The 22,155-nt window shown below is 66.7% G+C and carries 33 protein-coding genes and 1 tRNA gene; 28 read left to right on the plus strand and 6 right to left on the minus strand.

Features of this window, described 5'->3' with window-relative positions; translation table 11 throughout:
- Nucleotides 1-27 precede the first annotated feature (27 nt).
- The 5 genes from AB2U09_RS08185 to AB2U09_RS08205 all read right to left on the minus strand — a co-directional run bounded on the left by AB2U09_RS08185 (nucleotide 28) and on the right by AB2U09_RS08205 (nucleotide 5,754).
- Nucleotides 28-1,005: a Gfo/Idh/MocA family protein gene (locus tag AB2U09_RS08185; protein WP_459192218.1), complete on the minus strand. Its 978-nt coding sequence runs from the start codon at nucleotides 1,003-1,005 to the stop codon at nucleotides 28-30.
- 73 nt (nucleotides 1,006-1,078) lie between these two features.
- Entirely contained in the window at nucleotides 1,079-2,221 is a 1,143-nt protein-coding gene (locus AB2U09_RS08190) for an ABC transporter ATP-binding protein (protein ID WP_459192219.1), read from the minus strand.
- Nucleotides 2,222-2,338: 117 nt separating this feature from the next.
- Nucleotides 2,339-3,292: a carbohydrate ABC transporter permease gene (locus AB2U09_RS08195; RefSeq protein WP_459192220.1), complete on the minus strand. Its 954-nt coding sequence runs from the start codon at nucleotides 3,290-3,292 to the stop codon at nucleotides 2,339-2,341.
- Nucleotides 3,289-4,398 (minus strand): carbohydrate ABC transporter permease, encoded by a 1,110-nt coding sequence (locus tag AB2U09_RS08200; RefSeq protein ID WP_459192221.1) that lies wholly within the window; start codon nucleotides 4,396-4,398, stop codon nucleotides 3,289-3,291. The genes AB2U09_RS08195 and AB2U09_RS08200 overlap by 4 nt, the downstream gene beginning before the upstream one ends.
- Nucleotides 4,399-4,410: 12 nt before the next feature.
- Nucleotides 4,411-5,754, minus strand: coding sequence for an ABC transporter substrate-binding protein (locus tag AB2U09_RS08205; protein WP_459192222.1), 1,344 nt, complete (start codon nucleotides 5,752-5,754; stop codon nucleotides 4,411-4,413).
- A 210-nt stretch (nucleotides 5,755-5,964) separates the two neighbouring features.
- Here AB2U09_RS08205 and AB2U09_RS08210 point away from each other — a divergent pair, with 210 nt between their 5' ends.
- Together AB2U09_RS08210 and AB2U09_RS08215 are read left to right on the plus strand one after the other, a co-directional pair.
- Nucleotides 5,965-6,636 (plus strand): DUF4013 domain-containing protein, encoded by a 672-nt coding sequence (locus AB2U09_RS08210; RefSeq protein ID WP_459192223.1) that lies wholly within the window; start codon nucleotides 5,965-5,967, stop codon nucleotides 6,634-6,636.
- 128 nt (nucleotides 6,637-6,764) lie between these two features.
- On the plus strand, nucleotides 6,765-6,938 hold the full coding sequence (locus AB2U09_RS08215) for a hypothetical protein (RefSeq protein WP_459192224.1): 174 nt from the start codon (nucleotides 6,765-6,767) through the stop codon (nucleotides 6,936-6,938).
- A 160-nt stretch (nucleotides 6,939-7,098) separates the two neighbouring features.
- Here the strand turns inward: AB2U09_RS08215 and AB2U09_RS08220 are convergent.
- A tRNA-Gly gene (locus tag AB2U09_RS08220) sits at nucleotides 7,099-7,169 on the minus strand.
- A gap of 218 nt (nucleotides 7,170-7,387) precedes the next feature.
- On the opposite strand from AB2U09_RS08220, the gene AB2U09_RS08225 reads away from it, so the two are divergent.
- The 26 genes from AB2U09_RS08225 to secY all read left to right on the plus strand — a co-directional run bounded on the left by AB2U09_RS08225 (nucleotide 7,388) and on the right by secY (nucleotide 22,096).
- Complete coding sequence (locus AB2U09_RS08225) at nucleotides 7,388-7,510, plus strand: hypothetical protein (protein ID WP_459192225.1); 123 nt, start codon at nucleotides 7,388-7,390, stop codon at nucleotides 7,508-7,510.
- A gap of 238 nt (nucleotides 7,511-7,748) precedes the next feature.
- Nucleotides 7,749-8,657, plus strand: a complete 909-nt coding sequence (locus tag AB2U09_RS08230) for a putative RNA uridine N3 methyltransferase (protein ID WP_459192226.1) — start codon at nucleotides 7,749-7,751, stop codon at nucleotides 8,655-8,657.
- Nucleotides 8,658-8,662: 5 nt separating this feature from the next.
- On the plus strand, nucleotides 8,663-9,712 hold the full coding sequence (rpl3p, locus tag AB2U09_RS08235) for a 50S ribosomal protein L3 (protein ID WP_459192227.1): 1,050 nt from the start codon (nucleotides 8,663-8,665) through the stop codon (nucleotides 9,710-9,712).
- A 3-nt stretch (nucleotides 9,713-9,715) separates the two neighbouring features.
- The gene (gene rpl4p / locus AB2U09_RS08240) at nucleotides 9,716-10,459 is read left to right on the plus strand and encodes a 50S ribosomal protein L4 (protein ID WP_459192228.1); all 744 of its coding nucleotides are present in this window, start codon (nucleotides 9,716-9,718) and stop codon (nucleotides 10,457-10,459) included.
- Nucleotides 10,456-10,707 (plus strand): 50S ribosomal protein L23, encoded by a 252-nt coding sequence (locus AB2U09_RS08245; RefSeq protein ID WP_459192229.1) that lies wholly within the window; start codon nucleotides 10,456-10,458, stop codon nucleotides 10,705-10,707. Before rpl4p ends, AB2U09_RS08245 begins: the two co-directional genes overlap by 4 nt.
- Before the next feature lie 2 nt (nucleotides 10,708-10,709).
- Nucleotides 10,710-11,429, plus strand: a complete 720-nt coding sequence (locus tag AB2U09_RS08250) for a 50S ribosomal protein L2 (protein ID WP_459192230.1) — start codon at nucleotides 10,710-10,712, stop codon at nucleotides 11,427-11,429.
- The gene (locus AB2U09_RS08255) at nucleotides 11,429-11,851 is read left to right on the plus strand and encodes a 30S ribosomal protein S19 (RefSeq protein ID WP_459192231.1); all 423 of its coding nucleotides are present in this window, start codon (nucleotides 11,429-11,431) and stop codon (nucleotides 11,849-11,851) included. Before AB2U09_RS08250 ends, AB2U09_RS08255 begins: the two co-directional genes overlap by 1 nt.
- Before the next feature lies 1 nt (nucleotide 11,852).
- Nucleotides 11,853-12,314, plus strand: coding sequence for a 50S ribosomal protein L22 (locus AB2U09_RS08260; protein ID WP_459192232.1), 462 nt, complete (start codon nucleotides 11,853-11,855; stop codon nucleotides 12,312-12,314).
- Entirely contained in the window at nucleotides 12,314-13,273 is a 960-nt protein-coding gene (locus AB2U09_RS08265) for a 30S ribosomal protein S3 (RefSeq protein WP_459192233.1), read from the plus strand. Before AB2U09_RS08260 ends, AB2U09_RS08265 begins: the two co-directional genes overlap by 1 nt.
- On the plus strand, nucleotides 13,270-13,485 hold the full coding sequence (gene rpmC / locus AB2U09_RS08270) for a 50S ribosomal protein L29 (protein WP_459192234.1): 216 nt from the start codon (nucleotides 13,270-13,272) through the stop codon (nucleotides 13,483-13,485). The genes AB2U09_RS08265 and rpmC overlap by 4 nt, the downstream gene beginning before the upstream one ends.
- Complete coding sequence (locus AB2U09_RS08275) at nucleotides 13,485-13,796, plus strand: ribonuclease P protein component 1 (protein ID WP_459192235.1); 312 nt, start codon at nucleotides 13,485-13,487, stop codon at nucleotides 13,794-13,796. Before rpmC ends, AB2U09_RS08275 begins: the two co-directional genes overlap by 1 nt.
- The gene (locus tag AB2U09_RS08280; RefSeq protein WP_459192236.1) at nucleotides 13,787-14,113 is read left to right on the plus strand and encodes a 30S ribosomal protein S17; all 327 of its coding nucleotides are present in this window, start codon (nucleotides 13,787-13,789) and stop codon (nucleotides 14,111-14,113) included. Before AB2U09_RS08275 ends, AB2U09_RS08280 begins: the two co-directional genes overlap by 10 nt.
- On the plus strand, nucleotides 14,113-14,511 hold the full coding sequence (locus AB2U09_RS08285) for a 50S ribosomal protein L14 (protein WP_459192237.1): 399 nt from the start codon (nucleotides 14,113-14,115) through the stop codon (nucleotides 14,509-14,511). Before AB2U09_RS08280 ends, AB2U09_RS08285 begins: the two co-directional genes overlap by 1 nt.
- Nucleotides 14,508-14,870, plus strand: a complete 363-nt coding sequence (gene rplX / locus AB2U09_RS08290) for a 50S ribosomal protein L24 (RefSeq protein ID WP_459192238.1) — start codon at nucleotides 14,508-14,510, stop codon at nucleotides 14,868-14,870. The genes AB2U09_RS08285 and rplX overlap by 4 nt, the downstream gene beginning before the upstream one ends.
- Complete coding sequence (locus AB2U09_RS08295) at nucleotides 14,867-15,634, plus strand: 30S ribosomal protein S4e (protein WP_459192239.1); 768 nt, start codon at nucleotides 14,867-14,869, stop codon at nucleotides 15,632-15,634. The genes rplX and AB2U09_RS08295 overlap by 4 nt, the downstream gene beginning before the upstream one ends.
- On the plus strand, nucleotides 15,631-16,164 hold the full coding sequence (locus tag AB2U09_RS08300; RefSeq protein ID WP_459192240.1) for a 50S ribosomal protein L5: 534 nt from the start codon (nucleotides 15,631-15,633) through the stop codon (nucleotides 16,162-16,164). The genes AB2U09_RS08295 and AB2U09_RS08300 overlap by 4 nt, the downstream gene beginning before the upstream one ends.
- Nucleotides 16,161-16,349 carry a 30S ribosomal protein S14 gene (locus tag AB2U09_RS08305; RefSeq protein WP_459192241.1) on the plus strand — a complete coding sequence of 63 codons (189 nt, stop codon included), beginning with the start codon at nucleotides 16,161-16,163 and terminating at the stop codon, nucleotides 16,347-16,349. The genes AB2U09_RS08300 and AB2U09_RS08305 overlap by 4 nt, the downstream gene beginning before the upstream one ends.
- Nucleotides 16,346-16,738, plus strand: coding sequence for a 30S ribosomal protein S8 (locus AB2U09_RS08310; protein WP_459192242.1), 393 nt, complete (start codon nucleotides 16,346-16,348; stop codon nucleotides 16,736-16,738). The genes AB2U09_RS08305 and AB2U09_RS08310 overlap by 4 nt, the downstream gene beginning before the upstream one ends.
- A gap of 2 nt (nucleotides 16,739-16,740) precedes the next feature.
- Nucleotides 16,741-17,277: a 50S ribosomal protein L6 gene (locus tag AB2U09_RS08315; protein ID WP_459192243.1), complete on the plus strand. Its 537-nt coding sequence runs from the start codon at nucleotides 16,741-16,743 to the stop codon at nucleotides 17,275-17,277.
- Entirely contained in the window at nucleotides 17,277-18,029 is a 753-nt protein-coding gene (locus AB2U09_RS08320; protein WP_459192244.1) for a 50S ribosomal protein L32e, read from the plus strand. Before AB2U09_RS08315 ends, AB2U09_RS08320 begins: the two co-directional genes overlap by 1 nt.
- Entirely contained in the window at nucleotides 18,022-18,459 is a 438-nt protein-coding gene (locus AB2U09_RS08325; RefSeq protein WP_459192245.1) for a 50S ribosomal protein L19e, read from the plus strand. The genes AB2U09_RS08320 and AB2U09_RS08325 overlap by 8 nt, the downstream gene beginning before the upstream one ends.
- Nucleotides 18,459-19,019, plus strand: a complete 561-nt coding sequence (locus AB2U09_RS08330; RefSeq protein ID WP_459192246.1) for a 50S ribosomal protein L18 — start codon at nucleotides 18,459-18,461, stop codon at nucleotides 19,017-19,019. The genes AB2U09_RS08325 and AB2U09_RS08330 overlap by 1 nt, the downstream gene beginning before the upstream one ends.
- On the plus strand, nucleotides 19,016-19,648 hold the full coding sequence (locus AB2U09_RS08335; protein ID WP_459192247.1) for a 30S ribosomal protein S5: 633 nt from the start codon (nucleotides 19,016-19,018) through the stop codon (nucleotides 19,646-19,648). Before AB2U09_RS08330 ends, AB2U09_RS08335 begins: the two co-directional genes overlap by 4 nt.
- Nucleotides 19,648-20,112, plus strand: a complete 465-nt coding sequence (gene rpmD, locus AB2U09_RS08340) for a 50S ribosomal protein L30 (protein WP_459192248.1) — start codon at nucleotides 19,648-19,650, stop codon at nucleotides 20,110-20,112. The genes AB2U09_RS08335 and rpmD overlap by 1 nt, the downstream gene beginning before the upstream one ends.
- Nucleotides 20,109-20,606, plus strand: a complete 498-nt coding sequence (locus AB2U09_RS08345) for an uL15m family ribosomal protein (RefSeq protein WP_459192249.1) — start codon at nucleotides 20,109-20,111, stop codon at nucleotides 20,604-20,606. The genes rpmD and AB2U09_RS08345 overlap by 4 nt, the downstream gene beginning before the upstream one ends.
- 2 nt (nucleotides 20,607-20,608) lie before the next feature.
- Nucleotides 20,609-22,096 carry a preprotein translocase subunit SecY gene (secY, locus tag AB2U09_RS08350; RefSeq protein ID WP_459192250.1) on the plus strand — a complete coding sequence of 496 codons (1,488 nt, stop codon included), beginning with the start codon at nucleotides 20,609-20,611 and terminating at the stop codon, nucleotides 22,094-22,096.
- Nucleotides 22,097-22,155 lie beyond the last annotated feature (59 nt).

Consider the following 22,155-nt stretch of genomic DNA (forward strand, 5'->3'; position numbering starts at 1 on the left):
GGTTCCGAGTCAGTCGCGGGTCGGGACTCAGTCCAGCGAGACGGGTTCGCCGGCCTCCGCGCTCTCGAAGACGGCGTCGAGGACGCGGGCCTGATTCACGCTCTCCTCGCGGTCGACCCGCGGCGTCTCACCCCGTTCGACGCAGTCGGCGAAGTGCTCGACTTCGAGACGGTAGTGGTCAGCCGGATCGAACGTCTCAGTGACCTCACGACCGTCGACGGCGTAGGTCAGGGAGGTCTCGCCGTCGACGTCCACGTCGAAAGTGGGTTCGGCGCGGAGCCAGCCGTCGGTCGTCTCGACGCGGTAGTACTGGGTGAGCGGGGTCTCGAACCCGCTCTGGACGCGGGCGCTCGCGCCGGAGTCGTACTCCAGCACGCCGGCCATCTCCGTGTCGACGCCGCAGTCGCGCCCGTCGTGCGTCCGGGCGTAGACGCGGTCGGGCTCGCCGAGGAACAGCCGGGCGGCGCTGACGGCGTAGGTCCCCACGTCGAGGACCGACCCGCCCTCCAGGTCGGGGTCGAGGCGGATGTCCTCGGCGCCGTCGGGCATCCGGAACGTGAACGTCGACGTGACCGCGCGGACTTCGCCGAGCTCTTCGGAGACGATCTCGGCCGCGCGCTCGGTGAGCGGGTGGAAGCGGTACATGAACGCTTCCATCAGGGTGACGCCGCGCTCCTCGCAGTAGTCGAAGACGGCCTCCGTCTCCGCTGCGCTCCCGGTCAGCGGCTTCTCGCAGAGGACGTCCAGCCCGGCGTCGGCCGCCGCGCGGATCCACTCGGCGTGCAAGCCGTTCGGGAGCGGGATGTACACCGCGTCGAGGCTGTCGTCGTCGAGCATCGCGTCGTACCCCTCGTAGGCGGCGTCGACGCCGAAGCGGTCGGCGACGGCCTCCGCGGCTGTACCGTCGCGCGAGGCGATCGCCGCGACCTCGTGGCCGCTGGATTCGATGCCCGGAACGACCGACTCGACGCCGATGTCCGCAGTGCTGATGATGCCGAATCGCATGCGAACACAGACGTGCGGCACCTAAAAGGGAGATGCGATCGGCGACCGATCGCGATCGTCGGTTCGACGGTCGTTATTCGGCGGGCGGGTCGGGGACCGGTTCCTCGGCGATCGAGCGGTTGTGCAGCGCCTCGCCGGTCGCGCGGTCGAAGACGTGGATCGCGTCGTCGGGGATCCGCGCGGCCACGCGGTCGCCCTCTTCGATCCGGTGCATCCCGTCGGTCGTCGCGACGAGCTGGTTGGTGGCGTCGGCGTCGAAGTCGAGGTAGACCGTGTTCTCGTTGCCCATCGGCTCGACGACGTCGACCGTCGTCTCGAAGTCGTGGCGGCCCGTCGCCTCCCCGACGAGTTCGACCGATTCGGGGCGGACCCCGAGGACGAGTTCACTCACGTCGCCGATGTCGGCGCTGATGTGGTCGGTCAGCGGGTACTCGAAGGCGTCGCCGACGAGCCGGTCGCCCGACCGGTCGACGTCGAAGAAGTTCATCGACGGCTCGCCGATGAACCCGGCCACGAACTGGTTCGCGGGCTCGTGGTAACACTCGAGCGGCGTCGCGACCTGCTGGAGGCGCCCGTCGTTGAGGATGGCGATCCGGTCGCCCATCGTCATCGCCTCGGTCTGGTCGTGGGTGACGTACATCGTCGTCACGCCCAGGTCCTCCTGAATGCGCTGGAGCTCCGTCCGCATCTGCGACCGCAGCTTGGCGTCGAGGTTGCTGAGCGGCTCGTCCATCAGGAACACTTCCGGGTCGCGGACGATGGCGCGGCCGAGCGCCACGCGCTGGCGCTGCCCGCCGGAGAGTTCGCCCGGCTTGCGGTCGAGCAGGTCCTCGATGCCCATCATATCGGCCGCGTCCTCGACGCGCTGGTCGATCTCGGCGTCCGGGAGGTCGGTCGACTCTTCGAGGCCGAACGACATGTTGCCCCGGACGCTCATGTGCGGGTAGAGCGCGTAGGACTGGAACACCATCGCGATGTCGCGGTTCTGCGGCTTGACGTCGTTGAGGACCCGGCCGCCGAGACGGATCTCGCCGTCCGTGACCGATTCGAGGCCGGCGACCATCCGCAGGGTCGTCGACTTCCCACAGCCCGATGGGCCGACGACGACGAGGAACTCGCCGTCGGGGATGTCGATCGAGACGCCGTCGACCGCGACGACCTCGTCGTTGCCGTCCTGGAATACTTTCGTCAGTTCGTCGAGTTCGAGTTGAGCCATGTCATTGCCTCCCGTCTACGGGACGTGTCGTCTTCGGAGTGTCGCTACGGGGTCGCGTGGTCGTGCTGTCGCTGCTGGGCCGTCCGAGCGGGTCCGCGCCGCGGAATCGCTCGCTGGTCACGTCGCCACCCCCTCGGCGAACTCCTCGCCGAAGAAGATGTAGACCGCGAGCGTGGGCAAGGCGGCGAAGAACGCCCCGGCCATCCGGAGCGGGAAGTCCTGCCCCTCCATCGACTGGCCGAGTCCCGCGAGGATCAGCACCACCGGCGCGGCGGGACTGGCCGACGAGGAGACGAGGATCAGCGCGAACAGCAGGTCGTTCCAGATCTGGGTGAACTGGTAGATCAGGACGACCGCGAACATCGGCGTCGACAGCGGCAAGACGATCCGCCGGTAGACGCCGAACATCGACGCGCCGTCCAGCCGTGCCGACTCGATCATCTCCTCGCTCATGTTCCGGTAGTACGACCGGAACAGGACCGTACACATCGGGATCCCGTACGCGATGTGGGTGATCGACAGCTCGATCAGCCCCGCGTAGTCGTCGCTGATCCCGAACGCCCAGAGGAACCCGAGCAGGTCCGAGACGTTGACGACGTTCGACCAGAACTGCGAGAGCGGGACCAGCACCGCCTGGTACGGGATGAAGACCCCGGCGACGAACAGCGCGAGGATCGGTATCTTGTACCGTTCCTTCCAGTTGGCCTGCGTGAGTCCGTAGGCCGCGATGCTACCGAAAAAGGCCGAGATGACGGTGGCCGGGACGGCGTACAGCGCGCTGTTGAACAGCCCGCGGCTCAGCGCGTCGAAGGCCGTCTGCCACTTCTCGGTAGTGAAGAACTCGGGTGGCGGCGGCAGGTACGGCAGCGTCGAACTGACGCCGGTCGGGCTCGTCTTGATCGACGTGACCAGTCCCGACTCGATCGGGACCATGTACACCGCCAGCAGGCCGACGAGCGTGGCGTACAGTGCGACCCGGTAGCCGTCGATGCCGTCGAGTCGCCCGCTGCCGTGGTCGTCGGTCGCTTCGGCGGCTTCGTCCGTTCCGGCACCGGTCGGTGTCTTGCTCATAGGTGACCCCGCTTGTACTCGTAGACGAGGTACGGGCCGATGATCACCAGCGCGAGCAGGAAGAGGATGATCGCGATGGCCGACCCGTACGCCCAGTTGAGATTACCGTATGATTCACGGACCATCTTCGTCGCGAGGATGTCGATACCGTTGGGCGGGCGGTAGCCCGACACCAGCGAGTAGAGGAAGTCGAACGCCTTCAGCGCGAACACCATCAGCACGACCGAGGCGCTGATGGTGGCACCCTTGAGCTGCGGGACGATGACCCGCAGGTACATCTTCAGGGTAGAGGCCCCGTCGACTTGCGCCGCCTCGTAGTGCTCGGTCGGGATCGCCCGCAGCCCGGCGAGGTAGACAACCATCGCGTACCCCGAGAACTGCCACATCAACGCGAGCACCACCGCCCAGAGGACGACCTCGGGGTTCCCGATCCAGTCGATCGGTCCGAGACCGATGGTTCCGATGGCGATGTTGAGGATGCCGTTGTTGACGTTGTACATCCACAGCCAGAACTGCGCCGTCACGACGAACGAGAGGCTCATCGGTAGCAGGTAGATCGTCCGGAACGTGTTCTCGAAACGGATGCCCCGGTCGATCAGGATCGCGAGGCCGAGCCCGACGGCGAGCGTCGCCAGCGTGAACGCGACCGTCAACAGGAACGTGTTCGTCGTCGCGGTGATGACGCCCGAATCCGACAGCGCGCGGGCGTACATCTCGAAGTCCAGGTCGCTGTAGTCGGGCGACCCGAAGTTCGTGAAGTCCGTCAGCGAGATGAGCAGGTTCCAGACGATCGCCCCGTAGACGAACAGCCCGACGAGGAGGAACGGCGGTCCCCAGAACGGAAGCGACTCGACGAAGTCGCTGCCGAAGCGGTCGTCGACTCTGTCGATTAGTCGCCCGACGACGCCGGGCTTGCGTTCTGCGGTGACGCCGCCGTCCGTTCGGACCGCCCGCGACTGGCTGGACTCGCCGGTAGTCGCGCCGTCGGCTCTCGCCTCGCTGTCGGCGCCGCTCCGGCCGTCCACGCCGCTGGTGCCGTCGCTTCCGTCTCCGTCCGACTGACCGCCGGGGCCGTCACGGCGCCCCGGCGAGAGGGGGTTCCACATCCAGCCCCTCCGTCAGTTGGAGACCGCGTCGACGAAGCCGTCGGCCGCGGCCTCGGGGTTGAACGGACCGGAGAACTCGCTCGAGACGACGTCCTCCAGCGACGACTGCGCCTGGTCGGTGACGCCCAGCCCGTGATAGAGGTTCGGCGGCCGCTCCTCGGCGTTGGCGAAGTCCTCCTGTGTCTCCTGGAGGTACGGACCGAACTCGCTCATGTCGACGTCGGTCCGGGTCGGAATCGACCCCTTGAGCTTGTTGAACGCGATCTGGCCCTGCTCGCTGCCGACGTAGCGCAGCCACGTCTTCGACGCCGTCGGCGTGGGGTTGTCCGACGGGTAGAGGAACGAGTCGAAGTGCAGCGAGTACATCCCCTCGGTGCCGGGGAACGTCTTGAAGCCCCAGTCCTCATCGTAGGCGAAGTCGTCGGCGTTCCGGAACGCGCCCGCCGCCCAGTTACCCTGGTGGATGAACGCGGCCTCGCCGCTGATGATGTTGCTGTTCGAAGCCGTCAGGTCCAGCGACGAGGCGTCGTCGCTGATGTAGTTCGACAGGATGGTCTCCATGTTCTCGAACGTCGAGACCACCTTGGCGCGGTCCGGGTCCCCGTTGATGAAGTTCATGTAGGCGTCGTAGCCGTGCTCGCCGAGGAACATCTCGCCGAACAGCTGGACGGTGCCCCACGGACCGGACATGAGGTGCGTGAACGGGATCTTGTCGGTCTCCGTGCTGACGGTGTCGAGCGCGTCGATGAACGCGTCGATGCTGTTCAGCGACGACGGGTCGACGCCCGCCTCCTCGACGACGGAGACGTTGTAGAACAGGCAGTTCAGTCGGTGCGAACCGACCGGAACGCCGCGGTACGAGCCGTTCTGCTTGTGCAGATCCTGAGCCTCCTGGACGTGGCTGTCCTCGAAGCCTTCCTCTTCCCAGACGTCGTCGACGTTGCCGAGGACACCCTGGTACCGTTGCATCCACTTGCCCGGCCAGTTGGCGAACACGCCCGGCGGGTCGTTGTTCTGGAGTCGATTGGCGACAACGGCGTTGAGGTTCGTGTTCGCGCCGCCGCCGACCGGATTCCAGTCGACCTCCGTGTCGGGGTGCCCCTCCTGGAAGGTGTCCCGCAGGTTCTGTCCGGCCTGCTGGCCGTCCCCACCGGTCCATCCGTGGACGACTTCGACGGGGCCGGCAGGGGTTCCGGTGCCGCCGTCGCCACCGTCACCGCCGTCGCCACCGTCGCCGCCGTCGCCCTCTGTCGGGGTTTCGTCGCCGCCGGAACAACCCGCGAGTCCCATCGTTGCAGCGATCCCACCTGCGTAAACGAACTTTCGCCGCGTCAACTGCGAACCGTCACGTGACATAATTCTCGAGAAAATGAGCGGCGTATCCACTTAATTGTTTTTCATTGCTGAATGGGGATCGATCGTGGAGTTCGGTAAAACCGCATTACTGCGTGTGATTATCCGCTAATATCCGTCTAACCGGCCGAATCAGCCGTTCGGATGTGCCGAATTCTCGTTGGGATCGAAATCGGTGCCACTACGTGGACAGGCGGTAAGGTCCCGATACGAATGCGCGCAGAGCAATTCGGCGCTTTCGGCTACCCGCTGACAGGCGCCGAGCGCGAGCGCCCGCTGGTAGCCTGCTGGGTCCTCTGCCTGCTCGCGTTCCTGATCCCGGTGCTCCCGGCAGTAGTAGTCGTCGGCTACCTCGTTCGGGTATTCGAAACGAGTCAGGACGACCGTCCAGCGCCGGATTTCTTCGCCGACCCCATCGACCTCCTCCGCCGAAGCCTCGGCGGCGTCGCCATCGGTGTCGGCTACCTCACCGTGCCGATAGCGGTACTGCTCGTTACCGCCTACGGGGCGCTCTCGGAGGGCCAGACGACCGTTTTCGGGTTCGGCGAGACCGCCATCGTCTACGCGGGCGGGACCGCCGTCTTCTGCCTGTTTCTGGTCGCGTCGTACCTGCTCCCGGTGGCGCTCGCCAGCTACGCCCGGGAGCGGTCGCTCCGCGACGCGTTCGCCCCGTCGTCGCTCAAGCCGAGCGCCGTCCACGCCGCGTACTTCACTCGCTGGATGGGCGGGCTGGTCGCGCTCAGCATGACCGCCTCGGTGGCGAACCTCGCGACGTCGATTCCCCGGGCCGGCCCGGCCATCGCGTCGCTCGTCGTCGCCTACGGGGCGATCCTCAGCTGCCACGCCTGGGGGAACGCAGTCGGCGTCGCCCGCGAGCGCCAGTGACGCGATCCTGACCGCCGCACTCTCGCCACGGCGGCGTTTCTGCGGCCTACCTGCGGCCTGTTTGCGACCTTCTCAAATCGGATATTTAGACCGAAACCTTAAGGCAGAACCTCAGTCGTCGGTAGGGTATGAACGGCTTACCCGACACACCCTCGTACGAAGACGACGAGACGCTGTCGAAGCTCCAGCAGGCGCTGGACGACGCCAGTGGTATCGACATGCGCGCCGCGATCGAGAGCGCCATCGAGGACCGGAAGGCCGAACTCCGACAGAACGCCCGCAGCGTCCAGCACGCGGACTGACGCTTCTCGCGGCGACGCGGATATCACCGACGTAAGCACTGATTATCAGCGCTTTCTCACGGGAGTTGCATCTCGACGAGGGGAACCGACTCGACTCTGGACTGTGTCCGCGATGCAGATACGATCGGACACGTCGCTCGCCGAGTGATTTCGAGAGAAATGCGACGGGGGGGATTTGAACCCCCGTTAGGACCGTGGCAGGGTCCTGTGATACCACTACACCACCGTCGCGCGTTCCGTTCGGCGCCCACCGGTCGACCCGGCGCGCCTCACATCATAATCGACTGGCGGAGAGGGATAAAAGACTTCCGAAACGGCCGGACGATCCGGACTGACTGCCGCGCCGCCTCCCGATTTGTCGGGAGAGATGGGCCGGCGAATTCCCCACTCTCGCGCGCACACGGGGGGCACCACTCTTTTCCGGCCAGCGGCCGCATCGTTCAGACGTCATGCCCGGCGATCCCGTCATGTGTCCCGTCTGCGGATGGACCGGCCAGCCGAACGACCTCGCCGCCGGGGAGGGACGCGGTTCCTGCCCGGTCTGCGACGAGAGCATCCCGTCCGACGACTGAGAGCAGGCGGTCGGCGGCGTACGGAGTGGATCCTGTCGCACCGCGTCCGCAATCATGCGATACGCGGCCGGAAACGAACCGACGAGTTGCGAGTAGATAGCTCGTCGTGAAGCCCGGAGCGTGTGTGAATGGGACGCGTGTGAACGGTTCCCTCCGCGCGCGTGAAGCGCGCTATTTTTAAGGGTGGGATGGAGAAGTATCGCTACAGTCTAGTGGCGCGGCGTGGAAGCGTCACGGCATGACCACTAGCGTGCTCGTGCCGGCATCCCTCACCCGGGAAGCCGAAGACAAACGCGAGGCGACTCGCAAAGTAGGTTACGTGGCCCGCGCGGCCACGGTGTTCCGGGTGGACCGTCTCACGGTCTACGGCGACCCAGAAGGGGTCGAGAAACGAGGTGCCGGGTTCGTCGAAACGGTGCTGCGGTACGCCGCCACACCCCCCTATCTCCGAAAGGAGGTATGGGACAGGCGGGACGAACTGGAGTACGCTGGTGTCCTGCCGGCGCTCCGCGTGCGTTCACAGACCGGCTCCGGTTCGGACGAATCGGGGTCGTTAAGACAGGGAATCGTGACCGAGGTCGGTGCTGATGGACGCGTACGGGTCAATTGCGGACTGCAACACCCAGTCTCCCTCCCCGTCCCCTCCGGAATGGAGGTGGGTGAGGGAGAGCGCGTCTCCGTCAGGGTCTCTTCGCGACGACCGGTTCGGGCGAAGCTCGTCGACGAGCCCGCGGCAGGGTTCGTCGTCGACTCGGCCGAGATCGACGACGCGCTCGCGCGTCCCGATGCCGGGCTGACCATCGCGGCCTCTCGCTACGGCGAGGAGCTGACCGTCACGAAGCTCGACCAGCTGGTCGAACAGCTTCGTGGCGGGGATGGTACCCGCGACGGGAGTGCGAGCGGATCCGACGCATCTGACGCATCCGACGACGAGGCGGCGCCCCTGGGTGACCTGACGGTCGCCTTCGGTGCGCCCGAGCGGGGCCTCCCCGCGATCCTCGGCGAGGACCCGGACACCGTCGCGGCGGAGACAGGCGACGAAAGGTTCGACCTCTGGCTCAATACGGTTCCAGATCAGGGAAGCGAGGTCGTGCGAACGGAAGAAGCGGTGTTCGCCACGCTCGCGCCCCTCAGACTGACGAGGTAAGACAAATGCCAGGTAAGAACAGACCACGCAAAGGCTCGCTGGGCTTCGGCCCGCGTACGCGAGCGGCAAGTGAGACCCCGCGGTTCAACAGTTGGCCCGACGACGACGGCCAGCCGGGTCTCCAGGGCTTCGCCGGCTACAAGGCCGGCATGACCCACGTCGTGCTCATCAACGACGAGCCCGACTCCCCCCGCGAGGGGATGGAGGAGACCGTCCCCGTGACGGTCGTCGAGACGCCGCCGATGCGCGCCGTCGCGCTCCGAGCCTACGAAGACACGCCGTACGGCCAGCGTCCCCTCACGGAAGTGTGGGCCGACGAGTTCCACGGTGAACTCGACCGCGCCCTCGACGTGCCGGAGGACCACGACGCTGACGCCGCAGAGGAACAGATCCGCGAAGCACACGACGCAGGCGACCTCGGAGACGTGCGCGTCATCACGCACACGGTCCCCGAGGAAGTCCCCGGCGTCCCGCGCAAGAAACCCGACGTCATGGAAACCCGAGTCGGCGGTGGCTCCCTGTCCGACCGTCTCGACTTCGGGCTCGACCTCGTCGCCGACGGCGGCGAGCACGCCATGAACGACGTGTTCCGCGCCGGCGAGTACGCCGACGTGGCCGCGGTCACCAAGGGCAAAGGGACGCAGGGTCCCGTCAAGCGATGGGGCGTCCAGAAGCGGAAGGGCAAACACGCCCGCCAGGGCTGGCGCCGACGCATCGGCAACCTCGGCCCGTGGAACCCCTCCCGCGTGCGCTCGACGGTCCCCCAGCAGGGGCAGACCGGCTACCACCAGCGCACGGAACTGAACAAGCGACTCATCGACATCGGCGAGGGGTCCGAGCCGACCGTCGAGGGCGGCTTCGTCAACTACGGCGAGGTCGACGGGCCGTACACGCTCGTCAAGGGCTCGGTACCCGGTCCGGACCAGCGCGTCGTGCGCTTCCGGCCCGCGGTCCGACCCAACGACCAGCCGCGCCTCGACCCCGAGGTCCGGTACGTCTCGACCCAGTCCAACCAGGGCGGTCGCGGGCGCGCCGCGACATCACAGGAGGACTAACGCATGGAAACAACAGTACTCGACCTGAACGGCGACGACGACGGGAGCGTCGAGCTCCCCGAGGTCTTCGAGACGGAGTACCGACCGGACGTCATCCGGCGGGCCGTCCTCGCCGCGCAGGCCAACCGGAAGCAGGACTACGGCAGCGACGACTACGCCGGGCTGCGAACGCCGGCCGAGTCCCAGGGTAGTGGCCGCGGCATGGCCCACGTGCCCCGGGAGAACGGACAGGGGGCGCGCGTCCCCCAGACCGTCGGCGGTCGTCGCGCACATCCGCCGAAAGAGGAGAAGGACCGCGGGCTCGACCTCAACACGAAGGAGAAGAAGCTCGCCGTCCGCTCGGCCGTCGCGGCCACCACGGACGCCGAAGTCGTCGCGGAGCGCGGTCACGCGTTCGACGACGACGTCGACCTGCCGCTGGTCGTCTCCGACGACTTCGAGGACCTGGTCAAGACCCAGGAGGTCGTCGACGTGCTCGAGGACCTCGGCATCGACGCCGACATCGAGCGCGCCGACGAGGCGACGGTTCGCGCCGGCCGCGGGACGACCCGCGGACGCAAGTACCAGCGCGCGAAGTCCGTGCTCTTCGTGACGAGCGAGGAGCCCTCGAAGGCCGCCCGCAACCTCGCGGGCGCCGACGTGACGACCGCGCGCGAGGTCAACGCCGAAGACCTGGCGCCCGGCGGCGACGCCGGTCGTCTCACGGTCTGGACCGAATCGGCCGTCGCGGAGGTGGCCGACCGATGAGCGTCATCAAGTATCCGAACATGACGGAGAAGGCGATGGACGACCTGGACTTCCAGAACAAGCTCCAGTTCGTCGTCGCCGGCGACGCGACGAAGCCGGAGATCGCGGACGCGGTCTCCGAGCAGTTCGACGTCACCGTCGTCGACGTGACGACGCAGGTCCAGCCGGACGGCGAGAAGAAAGCGTACGTCAAACTCTCCGAGGACGACGAGGCCGAAGACGTCGCCTCGCGCATCGGGGTGTTCTAACCATGGGACGACGAATCCAGGGACAACGGCGCGGTCGCGGTACTTCGACGTTCCGTGCGCCGTCGCACCGTTACAAGGCTGAACTGTCGCACCGCACGGTCGAAGACGGCGACGTGATCGCCGGGACGGTCGTGGACATCGAACACGACCCCGCTCGCTCGGCGCCGGTCGCGGCCATCGAGTTCGAGGACGGCGACCAGCGACTCGTCCTCGCGCCCGAGGGCGTCGGCGTCGGCGACCGGATTCAGGTCGGCGTCAGCGCCGAGATCGCACCCGGGAACACGCTCCCGCTCGCGGAGATCCCCGAGGGGATCCCGGTGTGCAACGTCGAGGCCAACCCCGGCGACGGCGGGAAGTTCGCCCGCGCGTCCGGGGTCAACGCCCAGCTGCTCACCCACGACCGCAACGTCGCGGTCGTCAAGCTCCCCTCCGGGGAGATGAAGCGGCTGGACCCGGACTGCCGAGCGACGATCGGCGTGGTGGCCGGCGGTGGCCGCACGGAGAAGCCGATGGTCAAGGCAGGTAACAAGCACCACAAGATGAAAGCGCGCGGCACGAAGTGGCCGCGCGTGCGTGGTGTGGCCATGAACGCGGTCGACCATCCCTTCGGTGGGGGCGGTCGCCAGCACCCCGGCAAACCGAAGTCGGTCTCGCGGGACGCCCCGCCGGGCCGCAAGGTCGGGGACATCTCCTCGCGCCGCACCGGCCGAGGTGGTAACTGATGAGTTCGGAATACCAGATCGGCCACGAAGGTGAGTTCACCTACCGTGGTCACACGCTCGACGAGCTGCAGGACATGGAGCTCGAGGAAGTCGCGGAACTGCTGCCCGCTCGACAGCGGCGAAGTATCACGCGTGGCCTCTCGGTCGAGAAGCAGAAGCTGCTCGAAGAGGCTCGTGAAGCCGGCGAGGAGGAGACGGCCAACGACCCGATCCGGACGCATCTGCGCGACATGCCGATCGTCCCGGAGATGGTCGGGCTGACCTTCGCCGTCTACACCGGACAGAGCTTCGAGCGCGTCAAGGTCGAGCCGGAGATGCTGGGCCACTACCTCGGCGAGTTCCAGCTGACACGGACCTCGGTCGAGCACGGCCAGGCCGGTATCGGGGCCACGCGCTCCTCGAAGTTCGTACCGCTCAAATAATATGGGAATCAGCTACTCAGTCGACGCCGACCCGGAGACCACGGCGAAAGCGATGCTTCGGGAGCGTCAGATGAGCCACAAGCACAGCAAGGCCATCGCCCGCGAGATCAAGGGGAAGACGGCCGGCGACGCCGTCGAGTACCTGCAGGCGGTCATCGACGAGGAGCAGTCGGTGCCGTTCCGCCAGCACAACTCGGGCGTCGGTCATCGAAACGACATCGACGGCTGGGACGCCGGCCGCTACCCGGAGAAGGCCAGCAAGGCCTTCCTCGACCTGCTCGAGAACGCGATCGGTAACGCAGACGAGCAGGGCTTCGAGGGTGAAGCGATGGAGATCATGCACTGCGCCGCCCACAAGGTCGGCGAACAGCAGGGTCGCAAGCCCCGCGCGATGGGTCGTGCGAGCCCCTGGAACACCATGCAGGTCGACGTCGAACTCATCCTCGAGGAGGTCGAGGAATAATGGCCGACGAACAGCAGTTCATCGAGGACGGCCTTCAGCGGACCCAGATCGACGAGTTCTTCGGCGAGGAACTGGGCCGCGCGGGCTACGGCGGCATGGAAGTCGCCAAGACCCCGATGGGCACCCAGATCGTCCTGAAGGCCGAGAAGCCCGGTATGGTCATCGGCAAGGGCGGGAAGAACATCCGCAAGATCACGACGGAACTCGAGGAGCGGTTCGACCTCGAGGACCCGCAGGTCGACGTTCAGGAAGTCGACGAGCCGGATCTGAACGCCCGGATCGTCGCCGACCGCCTGGCCAACGCCCTGGAGCGCGGCTGGTACTTCCGCAAGGCCGGTCACACCACGATCGACCGGATCATGGAAGCCGGCGCGAAGGGCGCCGAGATCGTCCTCTCGGGGAAGGTCACCGGTGCGCGCTCGCGCGTAGAGAAGTTCAACCGCGGGTACATCAAGCACAACGGTGAGCCGGCCGAGGACATCGTCGACCACGGGGTCGGCACCGCGGTCATGAAGCTCGGCACCATCGGCGTGCAGGTGAAGATCATCCCGCCCGAGGCCGAACTCCCCGACGACTTCGAGGTCTACGAGGACATGGAAGTCGAGGACTACGTCGCCGACGTCGAAGACGAGTCCGTCGAGGAGCTCCTCGAGGGCGAACCCGACGAGGACGACGCCGAACCGGTCACCGAAGCGGAGACCGACGACGGCGTCGACGAAGAGGTCGTCGAGGAAGTCGCCGAGGAGGTCGACGAGGTCGAAGACGTCGACGTGCCCGACGACGGGGATGTCGAGGAAGAGCTCGACGACCTCGAGGAGGCCGTCGACGAGGAGCTCGACGAGGACACCGAGGCGGAAGCCGAGGAACTCATGGACGAGATGGAAGACGCCGACGAGGAGTCCGAGGCCGACGCGGCCGACGACGAATCCGACGCCGACGAGGAGGGTGACGACGAATGACCGTCCTCTACACCGAAGAGATCCGTGACATGACGCCCGCCGAGCGAGAGGCGGAACTCGAAGAGCTGGAGACGGAGCTGCTCAACGACCGCGCCGTTCAGGCGGCCGGTGGCGCCCCGGAGAACCCGGGTCGCATCAAGGAGCTCCGCAAGGCCATCGCGCGGATCAAGACGATCCAGCGGGAAGAAGGCGACCTCGAGGAGTCCGAATAATGCCGCTGACACCCGAGACGCTGGCGCGACACGAACTGGTCGGGCTGGAGGCTCGCGTCCGTGCGGGCGCCAACCCCGACCTGCTCGGCATCGAGGGGACGGTCGTCGCGGAGACGACCAAGACCCTCGGTATCGAGCGCGAGGCAGCGGCCTCGCCGGCGCGAGCGGATCGGGTGGCGACAGTCCCCAAGGAGGGGACGACCTTCGAGTTCGACCTCTCGTCGGGAGAGGTCGTGACGGTCGAAGGCCGCAGGCTGGTCGCACGGCCTGCACGACGAACGGAGAAATCTGGTGATAGCAAATGGCGCTAGGATTGAACGTACAAGAACCCGACGCGGCCTGTGACGACGATAACTGCCCGTTCCACGGCACGCTGAGTGTCCGCGGGCAGACGATCGAGGGCACAGTCGCGTCGACTGACATGGACAAGACCGTCGTCGTCGAGCGAGAGTACGACGTGCCGGTGCCGAAATACGACCGCCTCATGAAACGGCGGAGCCGCATTCCGGCCCACGCACCCGAGTGTCTCGGTCTCGCCGAGGGCGACACGGTCACGATCGCGGAGTGTCGACCGCTCTCGAAGACGAAAAGCCACGTCGTGGTTTCCCGCGAGGGAGGTGACGACTGATGGAGGCGATGAAAGCAGACGTCACGCAGGGGCTTGAGAAGGGCTCGCTGATCACGTGTGCGGACAACACGGGCGCACGCGAGCTCAAAGTCATCTCCATCGCCGGCTACTCGGGAGCGAAAAACCGCCATCCGAAGGCGGGTATCGGTGACAAGATCACCGTCTCGGTCACGAAGGGGACCCCGGAGATGCGGCGGCAGGTGCTGGAGGCGGTCGTCGTCCGCCAGCGCAAGCCGATCCGCCGCCCGGACGGGACCCGCGTGAAGTTCGAGGACAACGCGGCGGTCGTCGTCGACGACAACGAGGACCCCCGCGGGACTGAACTGAAAGGCCCGATCGCCCGCGAAGTCGCGGAGCGATTCGGATCAGTTGCGTCCACAGCGACGATGATAGTATGAGCAAGCAACCACGCAAACAGCGAAACGACGACGCTTCCGCGGCGCTGCACGAGCGCCACGCGAAGGTCCGTGCCACGCTCGCGCCCGACCTGCGCGAGGAGTACGGCCAGCGCAACGTGCGCGTCAACGAGGGCGACACCGTCGAGGTGCTGCGCGGCGACTTCGCCGGCGAGACCGGCGAGGTCATCGACGTCGACCTGTCGGAGACGACGGTCCGCGTCGAGGACGTGACGGTCGAGGCGGCCGACGGCGAGGAAGTTCCCCGCCCGGTCGACGCCTCGAACCTGCGCGTCACCGACCTCGACCTCGAGGACGACCTGCGGCAGGAGCGTCTGGAATCCGAGGAGGACAGCGCATGACGAAGCATCAGAAACGACTCTCGGTGCCGAACAGCTGGCCGATCGAACGCAAGACCGAGACGTTCACCGTCAAGGCCGACGCCGGTCCCCACGGTGAGGCGGGGGTTCCCCTGCTCATCGTCCTGCGGGACGTGCTCGGGTACGCGGACACCCGCAAGGAGGCCCGCTACGCCCTCAACCAGGACAGCGTCCTGATCAACGGCAAGGCGGTCTCCGACGAGGAGCGTCCGGTCGGGATGTTCGACATCCTGGCGTTCGTCGAGCGAGAGGAGTACTACCGCGTGTTCCCCGGTCAGGGCGGTCGGCTCGCGCTGACGCCCATCGACGCCGAGGCCGCGGACTCCGCGCTCGGCAAGATCGTGAACAAACAGCACGTCCCCGGCGGCGACGTGCAGTTGACGCTGCACGACGGCCAGACGCTGGTCGTCGACGAGGGCGCCCCCTACGACGGCGGCGACTCCGTAGTCGTCTCCAACGACGACGGCGAGATCGTCGCCCACTTCGAGTACGAAGAGGGCGCGCTGGTCACGGCCGTCGACGGCGCCCACGCCGGCGAGATCGGGACGATCGAGTCCATTCAGGTCACGCCCGGCAGCGCCGACAACAACGTCATCGTCGAGCAGGACGACGGCGAGGGCTTCGAGACGATCGAGAACTACGTCGTCGTCATCGACGAGAACTTCACGGGCGACGACGACGCGGCGCCCGAAGACGCGACCGCGGAGGCCGCGGCCGACGTCGAGGAAGGAGGTGACGCCGAATGAGCTCCGAGAGCGAATCCGGCGGTGACTTCCACGAGATGCGCGAGCCGCGCGTCGAGAAGGTCGTCGTCCACATGGGCGTCGGCGAGGGCGGTCGCGAACTCGCGGACGCCGAGGAGATCCTGGAAGACGTCGCGGGCCAGCAGCCGGTCCGCACGCTGGCCCAGGCGACGGTCGGCGAGTTCGGTCTCCGCCAGGGCGACCCCATCGGTGCGAAGGTCACCCTGCGCGACGAGGACGCCCACGCGTTCCTCGAGACGGCGCTCGATCTGGCCGACCTGAGCCGGTCGCAGTTCGACGACACCGGCAACTTCAGCTTCGGCGTCGAGGAACACACCGACTTCCCGAGCCAGGAGTACGACCCGAACACCGGTATCTACGGCCTGGACGTGACGGTCAACCTGGTCCGGCCGGGCTACCGCGTGTCCAAGCGAGACAAGGCGTCCCGACAGATCCCGTCGAGTCACCGACTCGACGTCGACGACGCGGTCGCGTTCGTCGAGGGGGCGTTCGACGTGGAGGTCAGCGAATGAGCGAGAGCGAAACAGAGCCCGACGAAGAGAAGACCGGCGAGCAGGTTGCAAAGCGGACCGGCCAGCTCGAGTCCTGCCAGCGGTGCGGCCGCGAGCAGGGACTGGTCGGCAAGTACGACATCTGGCTGTGTCGCCAGTGCTTCCGGGAGGTCTCTCGGAGCATGGGATTCAGGAAATATTCATGACAGGAAACGACCCACTCGCCAACGCGCTCTCGGGCATCGACAACGCCGAGAGCGTCGGGCATCTCGACCACGAGGTATCACCCGCCTCGAACGAGATCGGCAGCGTACTCGAGGTCTTCTACGACCGCGGGTACATCGACGGGTTCACCTTCGTCGACGACGGCAAAGCCGGCAAGTTCGAGGTCGAACTGAAAGGATCGATCAACGAATGTGGCCCGGTCCTGCCCCGCTATTCGGCGGGCGCCGACGAGTTCGAGAAGTGGGAGAAGCGATTCCTCCCCGCCCGTGACTACGGGACGCTCGTCGTCACGACCAGCCACGGGATCATGAGCCACTACGAGGCCCGCGAAGCGGGCATCGGTGGCCAGGTCATCGCATACGTATACTGACAATGCCACGCACAGAACTAGAAATTCCAGACGAGGTAAGCGCCGAGATGGACCACCTCGAGCTGACGGTCGAGGGGCCCAACGGGAGCGTGACCCGGCGGCTCTGGTACCCCGACGTTTCGGTCTCGGTCGACGACGGCAGCGTCGTCATCGAGAGCGACGAGGACGACGCCAAGACGACGTCCACGCTGGGGACCTTCGAGAGCCACATCCGGAACATGTTCCACGGCGTGAGCGAGGGCTGGGAGTACGAGATGGAAGTCTTCTACTCCCACTTCCCGATGCAGGTGGAAGTTCAGGGCGGCGAGGTCGTCATCGAGAACTTCCTCGGGGAGCGCGCCCCGCGCCGCACGGAGATCCACGGCGACACGGACGTGGACATCTCCGAGGAGACGATCACGCTGTCCGGTCCCGACGTCGAAGCCGTCGGCCAGACCGCAGCGGACATCGAGCAGCTGACCCGCGTCACGGACAAGGACGTTCGCGTCTTCCAGGACGGGGTCTACATCACACAGAAGCCGACCCGAGGTGACGCCTGATGGCAGACGACAACCAAGACGCCGAGGCCGACTCTACCGAGGAGGCTCAGGACGACGAATTCGAGACGCTCGAGGACATCAGCGGCGTCGGGCCCTCCCGCGCGGAGGACCTCGAGGAGGCCGGCTACGATACGGTCGACGACGTCCGCGGTGCCAGCCAGGAAGAGCTCGCCGACGTGGTGGGCAACGCGCTGGCGGCCCGGATCAAGGCCGACGTCGGCGGCCTCGAAGTCGCCGAGGAGACCGAGGCCGAAGTCGAAGAGGACGAGCCGGCCGAGGCGGAAGCCGAGGAGCCGGACGAAGACGTCGAGACGGAGATGCGGCCGCGCATCGACGTCGACTTCGAGCCGGACCTGGACGAGAACACCGAGCGGCTGCTCAACGAGCGACGCACGACGAGTATGCCGCAGTTCAACCGCCAGGACCACCACAAGAAAAAGCGCGTCTCGACGTCGTGGCGCAAGCCCCGCGGGACGCTCTCGAAGCAGCGGATCGGCATCAAGGGCAAGGGCGACACCGTCCAGGCGGGTTTCCGCACGCCGACGGAAGTTCGCGGCCTGCACCCCTCGGGCTTCGAGGAAGTGCGCGTGCACAACCTCGACGACCTCGAAGACGTGGACGGCGACACGCAGGCCGTCCGCATCGCCTCGAAAGTCGGCGGTCGCAAGCGCGAGCGCATCGAGGACGAGGCCGAGGACCGAGAGATCCGCGTGCTCAACCCCACCTACGAGGAGGTCGAAGTAGATGACTGACCTGAGCGCACAGAAACGCATGGCGGCCGACGTCCTCGACGTCGGCGAGAACAAGATCTGGCTCGACCCCGAGCGACAGGGCGAACTCGCGGACGCGATCACTCGCGACGACATCCGCGAACTCGTCGACGAGGGCGCCATCCGCGCGGAAGCCCCGAAGGGCAACTCGCGCGGTCGCGCCCGCGAGCGCCAGGAGAAGCGCGCCTACGGCCACCAGAAGGGACAGGGCTCCCGGAAGGGGACCGCGGGCGGTCGCGAGAACGAGAAGGAGAAGTGGCAGAGCAAAATCCGCGCACAGCGCGAAAAACTCCGCGAGCTGCGTGACTCGGGCGAGATCTCGAAGTCGCGCTACCGCGAACTCTACGACCGCGCGAGCGGTGGGGAGTTCGACAGCGTCGCGGACATCGAACGAACCTTGGAGGACAACTAATGGCGACAGGACCACGCTACACGGTGCCGATGCGGCGACGCCGCGAGGCCCGAACCGATTACCATCAGAGGTTGCGCCTGCTGAAATCCGGTAAACCGCGCTTGGTCGCTCGCAAGAGCAACAAGCACGTCACGGCGCAGCTGATCACGACTGGGCCGAGCGGCGACGAGACGGTCGCGAGCGCACACTCGAGCGACCTCGCGGACTACGGCTGGGAAGCGCCGACGGGCAACATGCCCGCGGCGTACCTGACCGGCGTCCTCGCGGGACTCCGTGCGGTCGAGGCCGGCCTCGAGGAGGCCGTGCTCGACATCGGCCTCAACACGCCGACGCCGGGTAGCAAAGTATTCGCAGTACAGGAAGGCGCAATCGATGCCGGACTCGAGATCCCCCACAACGACAGCGTCCTCGCGGACTGGTCGCGCACGCGCGGCGAGCACATCGCCGAGTACGCCGAGCAGCTCGACGACGGGCTGTACAGCGGGGACTTCGACGCAACAGACCTACCCGAACACTTCGACGACATGCGAGAACAACTACTGGAGGCGGATGAGCTATGAGTAGCGGCTGGGAGCCGCGCACACGCCTGGGCAAGGCCGTCGCCGAGGGCGAGATCGACTCGATGCAGGACGCCCTCAACTCCGGCCTGCCCCTGAAAGAACCCGAGATCGTCGACCAGCTCGTCCCCGGGCTGGAAGACGAGGTGCTGGACATCAACATGGTCCAGCGGATGACCGACTCCGGCCGCCGCGTGAAGTTCCGTTGCGTGGTCGTCGTCGGCAACCGCGACGGCCTCGTCGGCTACGCGGAAGGCCGCGACGACCAGGTCGGCGGCGCCATCCAGAAGGCCATCGAGGTGGCCAAGCTGAACCTCATCGACGTCTCGCGGGGCTGCGGGTCCTGGGAGTGTGGCTGTGGGCGCCCCCACACCGTCGCGCTCCGCACGACCGGCAAGGCCGGCAGCGTCGAGGTCGAGCTCCAGCCCGCGCCGCGCGGGCTCGGGCTGGCCGGCGGAGAGACCGTCCGCCACGTGCTCGAACTCGCCGGTATCGAGGACATCTGGACGCGCTCGTCCGGGAACACCCGGACGACGGTGAACTTCGCGAAGGCGACGTTCAACGCGCTCCAGAACACCGCCGAGGCACGCGTCCCCCAGGAGACCTGGGAGAAGCGAGAGGTGATCGAGTGATGCAAGCGCTCGTACAGCTTCGCGGCGAGGTCAACATGAACCAGGACGTACAGGACACGCTGGAGATGCTGAACGTCCACAACGTGAACCACGCCACCTTCGTCCCGGAGACGGAGACCTACCGCGGGATGGTCACGAAGGTCAACGACTACGTGGCATACGGCGAGCCCAGCGTCGAGACCGTGGCCCTGCTCATCGAGCGGCGCGGCGAGCCGCTCGAGGGCGAGGCCGACATCGACGACTCGTGGGTCGTCGCCAACACCGACTACATGAGCGTCGAGGAGCTGGCTGAGGCGCTGGTCGACGAGGAGACGACGCTCAAAGAGCAGGGGCTAGCCCCGACGCTGCGCCTGCACCCCCCGCGTGGCGGTCACGACGGGATCAAACACCCGACCAAGGAGGGCGGGGAACTCGGCAAGCACGACTCCGAGTCCATCGACGACCTCCTGGAGGCGATGCGATGACGTCAAAGAAGAAACGACAGCGCGGTTCGCGCACGCACGGCGGCGGCTCCCACAAGAACCGTCGCGGCGCCGGCCATCGGGGCGGGCGCGGCAACGCCGGGAGCCGCAAACACGAGATGCACAATCACGGCCCGTGGGACAAACACGGGTTCAAGCGACCGGACGACGTCCAAGAGGAGGTCGCGGAGGTCGACGTCCGCGAACTCGACGAGGACGCTGCGCTGCTGGCGGCCGAGGGCGTCGCCGAGGAAGACGGCGACGGCTACGCCATCGACGCGCGTGACGTGGCCGAGGACGGCCACGAGGTCGACGTCGTGAAGGTGCTCGGTAGCGGACAGGTCCGCAACGAACTCCACCTCGTCGCGGACGCGTTCTCCGACGCGGCCGAGGAGAAAGTCGAGGACGCCGGCGGCTCGGTCGAGCTGACCGAGGCCGGCGAGGCTCGCGCCGAGCGAACCGACAAGGATACACCTGACGAAGAAGACGACTCATAAACATGGGCTGGAAGGACACCGCCGAACCGGTACTCACCCGCATGCCCTCCGTCCAGCGACCGGACGGGCACGTCCCGTTCAAGCGGAAGCTGGGCTGGACGGCCGGGGTGCTGGTGCTGTACTTTTTCCTGACGAACGTCTTCCTGTTCGGCCTGCAAGGCCAGGGAACTGAAGCATTCGGACGATTCCGTTCGATCCTGGCCGGTGGCCAGGGGACGATCCTGCAACTCGGTATCGGCCCGATCGTCACGGCGAGCATCGTGTTGCAGTTGCTCGGCGGTGCCGACCTGCTCGGCCTGGACACGCAGAACAACCCGCGGGATCAGGTGCTCTACCAGGGACTCCAGAAGTTCCTGGTGCTCGTGATGATCTGCCTGACGGGCCTGCCGATGGTGTTCGCCGGCGGATTCCTGCCGGCCAGCCCCGCGCTCGCCCAGTCGTTCCCCGGCGGGGAGTTCGGCGTCCAGTGCCTGATGTTCGCCCAGATCTTCGTCGGCGGTGTCCTCATCCTCTTCATGGACGAGGTCATCTCCAAGTGGGGCGTCGGCTCCGGGATCGGTCTGTTCATCATCGCCGGCGTCAGCCAGCGGTTGATCGGTGGGCTCGTCTCGACGAGCTTCATCGGCAGCGAGGGGAACATCGGTATCATCCCGACCTGGATACAGATCCTGACCGGCGAACTCGACGTGGGTCCCATCCTCGGGAGCGGGCTCCAGACGCTCGTCTTCGGGGAAGGACAGATTCTCGCGCTGATCACGACCGTGCTGATCTTCGTCACGGTCGTCTACGCGGAGAGCGTCCGGGTCGAGATCCCGCTCTCGAACACGCGCGTGAAGGGCGCCCGCGGTCGCTTCCCCGTGAAGCTCATCTACGCGAGCGTCCTGCCGATGATTCTCGTCCGCGCGCTACAGGCCAACATCCAGTTCCTGGGTCGCATCCTGCGCGCCCAGCTCGGCCAGGGTGGCATGCCCGCGTGGCTCGGCGTCTACCAGCAGAGCCAGGGCGGCGTCGCCAACCCGGTCGGCGGCCTGTTCTACTATCTGGCTCCGGTCCGGAACCCGGCCCAGTGGATGTGGTGGCTCGGTGAGACGTCGAACGCCCCCTGGCAGATCATGCTCCGGGTGGGCGTTGACCTCACCTTCATGGTCGTCGGCGGCGCGGTCTTCGCCATCTTCTGGGTCGAGACCACGGACATGGGCCCGGAGGCGACCGCCGAGCAGATCCACAACTCGGGGATGGAGATCCCCGGCTTCCGCCGGAACACCAGCGTCATCGAGAAAGTGCTCGAACGCTACATCCCGCAGGTGACCATCATCGGCGGCGCCCTGGTCGGCCTGCTGGCCGTCCTCGCCAACATGATGGGTACTATCGGGAACGTCTCCGGGACGGGCCTGCTGCTGACCGTCTCCATCACCTACAAGATCTACGAGGAGATCGCCGAAGAGCAACTCATGGAGATGCACCCCATGATGCGCCAGATGTTCGGTTAGTAACGCCGGCCATCCTCTCTCAATCAGCGGTTACACCATTTTTGCGGACGCGATATCTC

The sequence above is a fragment of the Halosimplex yunnanense genome (assembly GCF_054504345.1).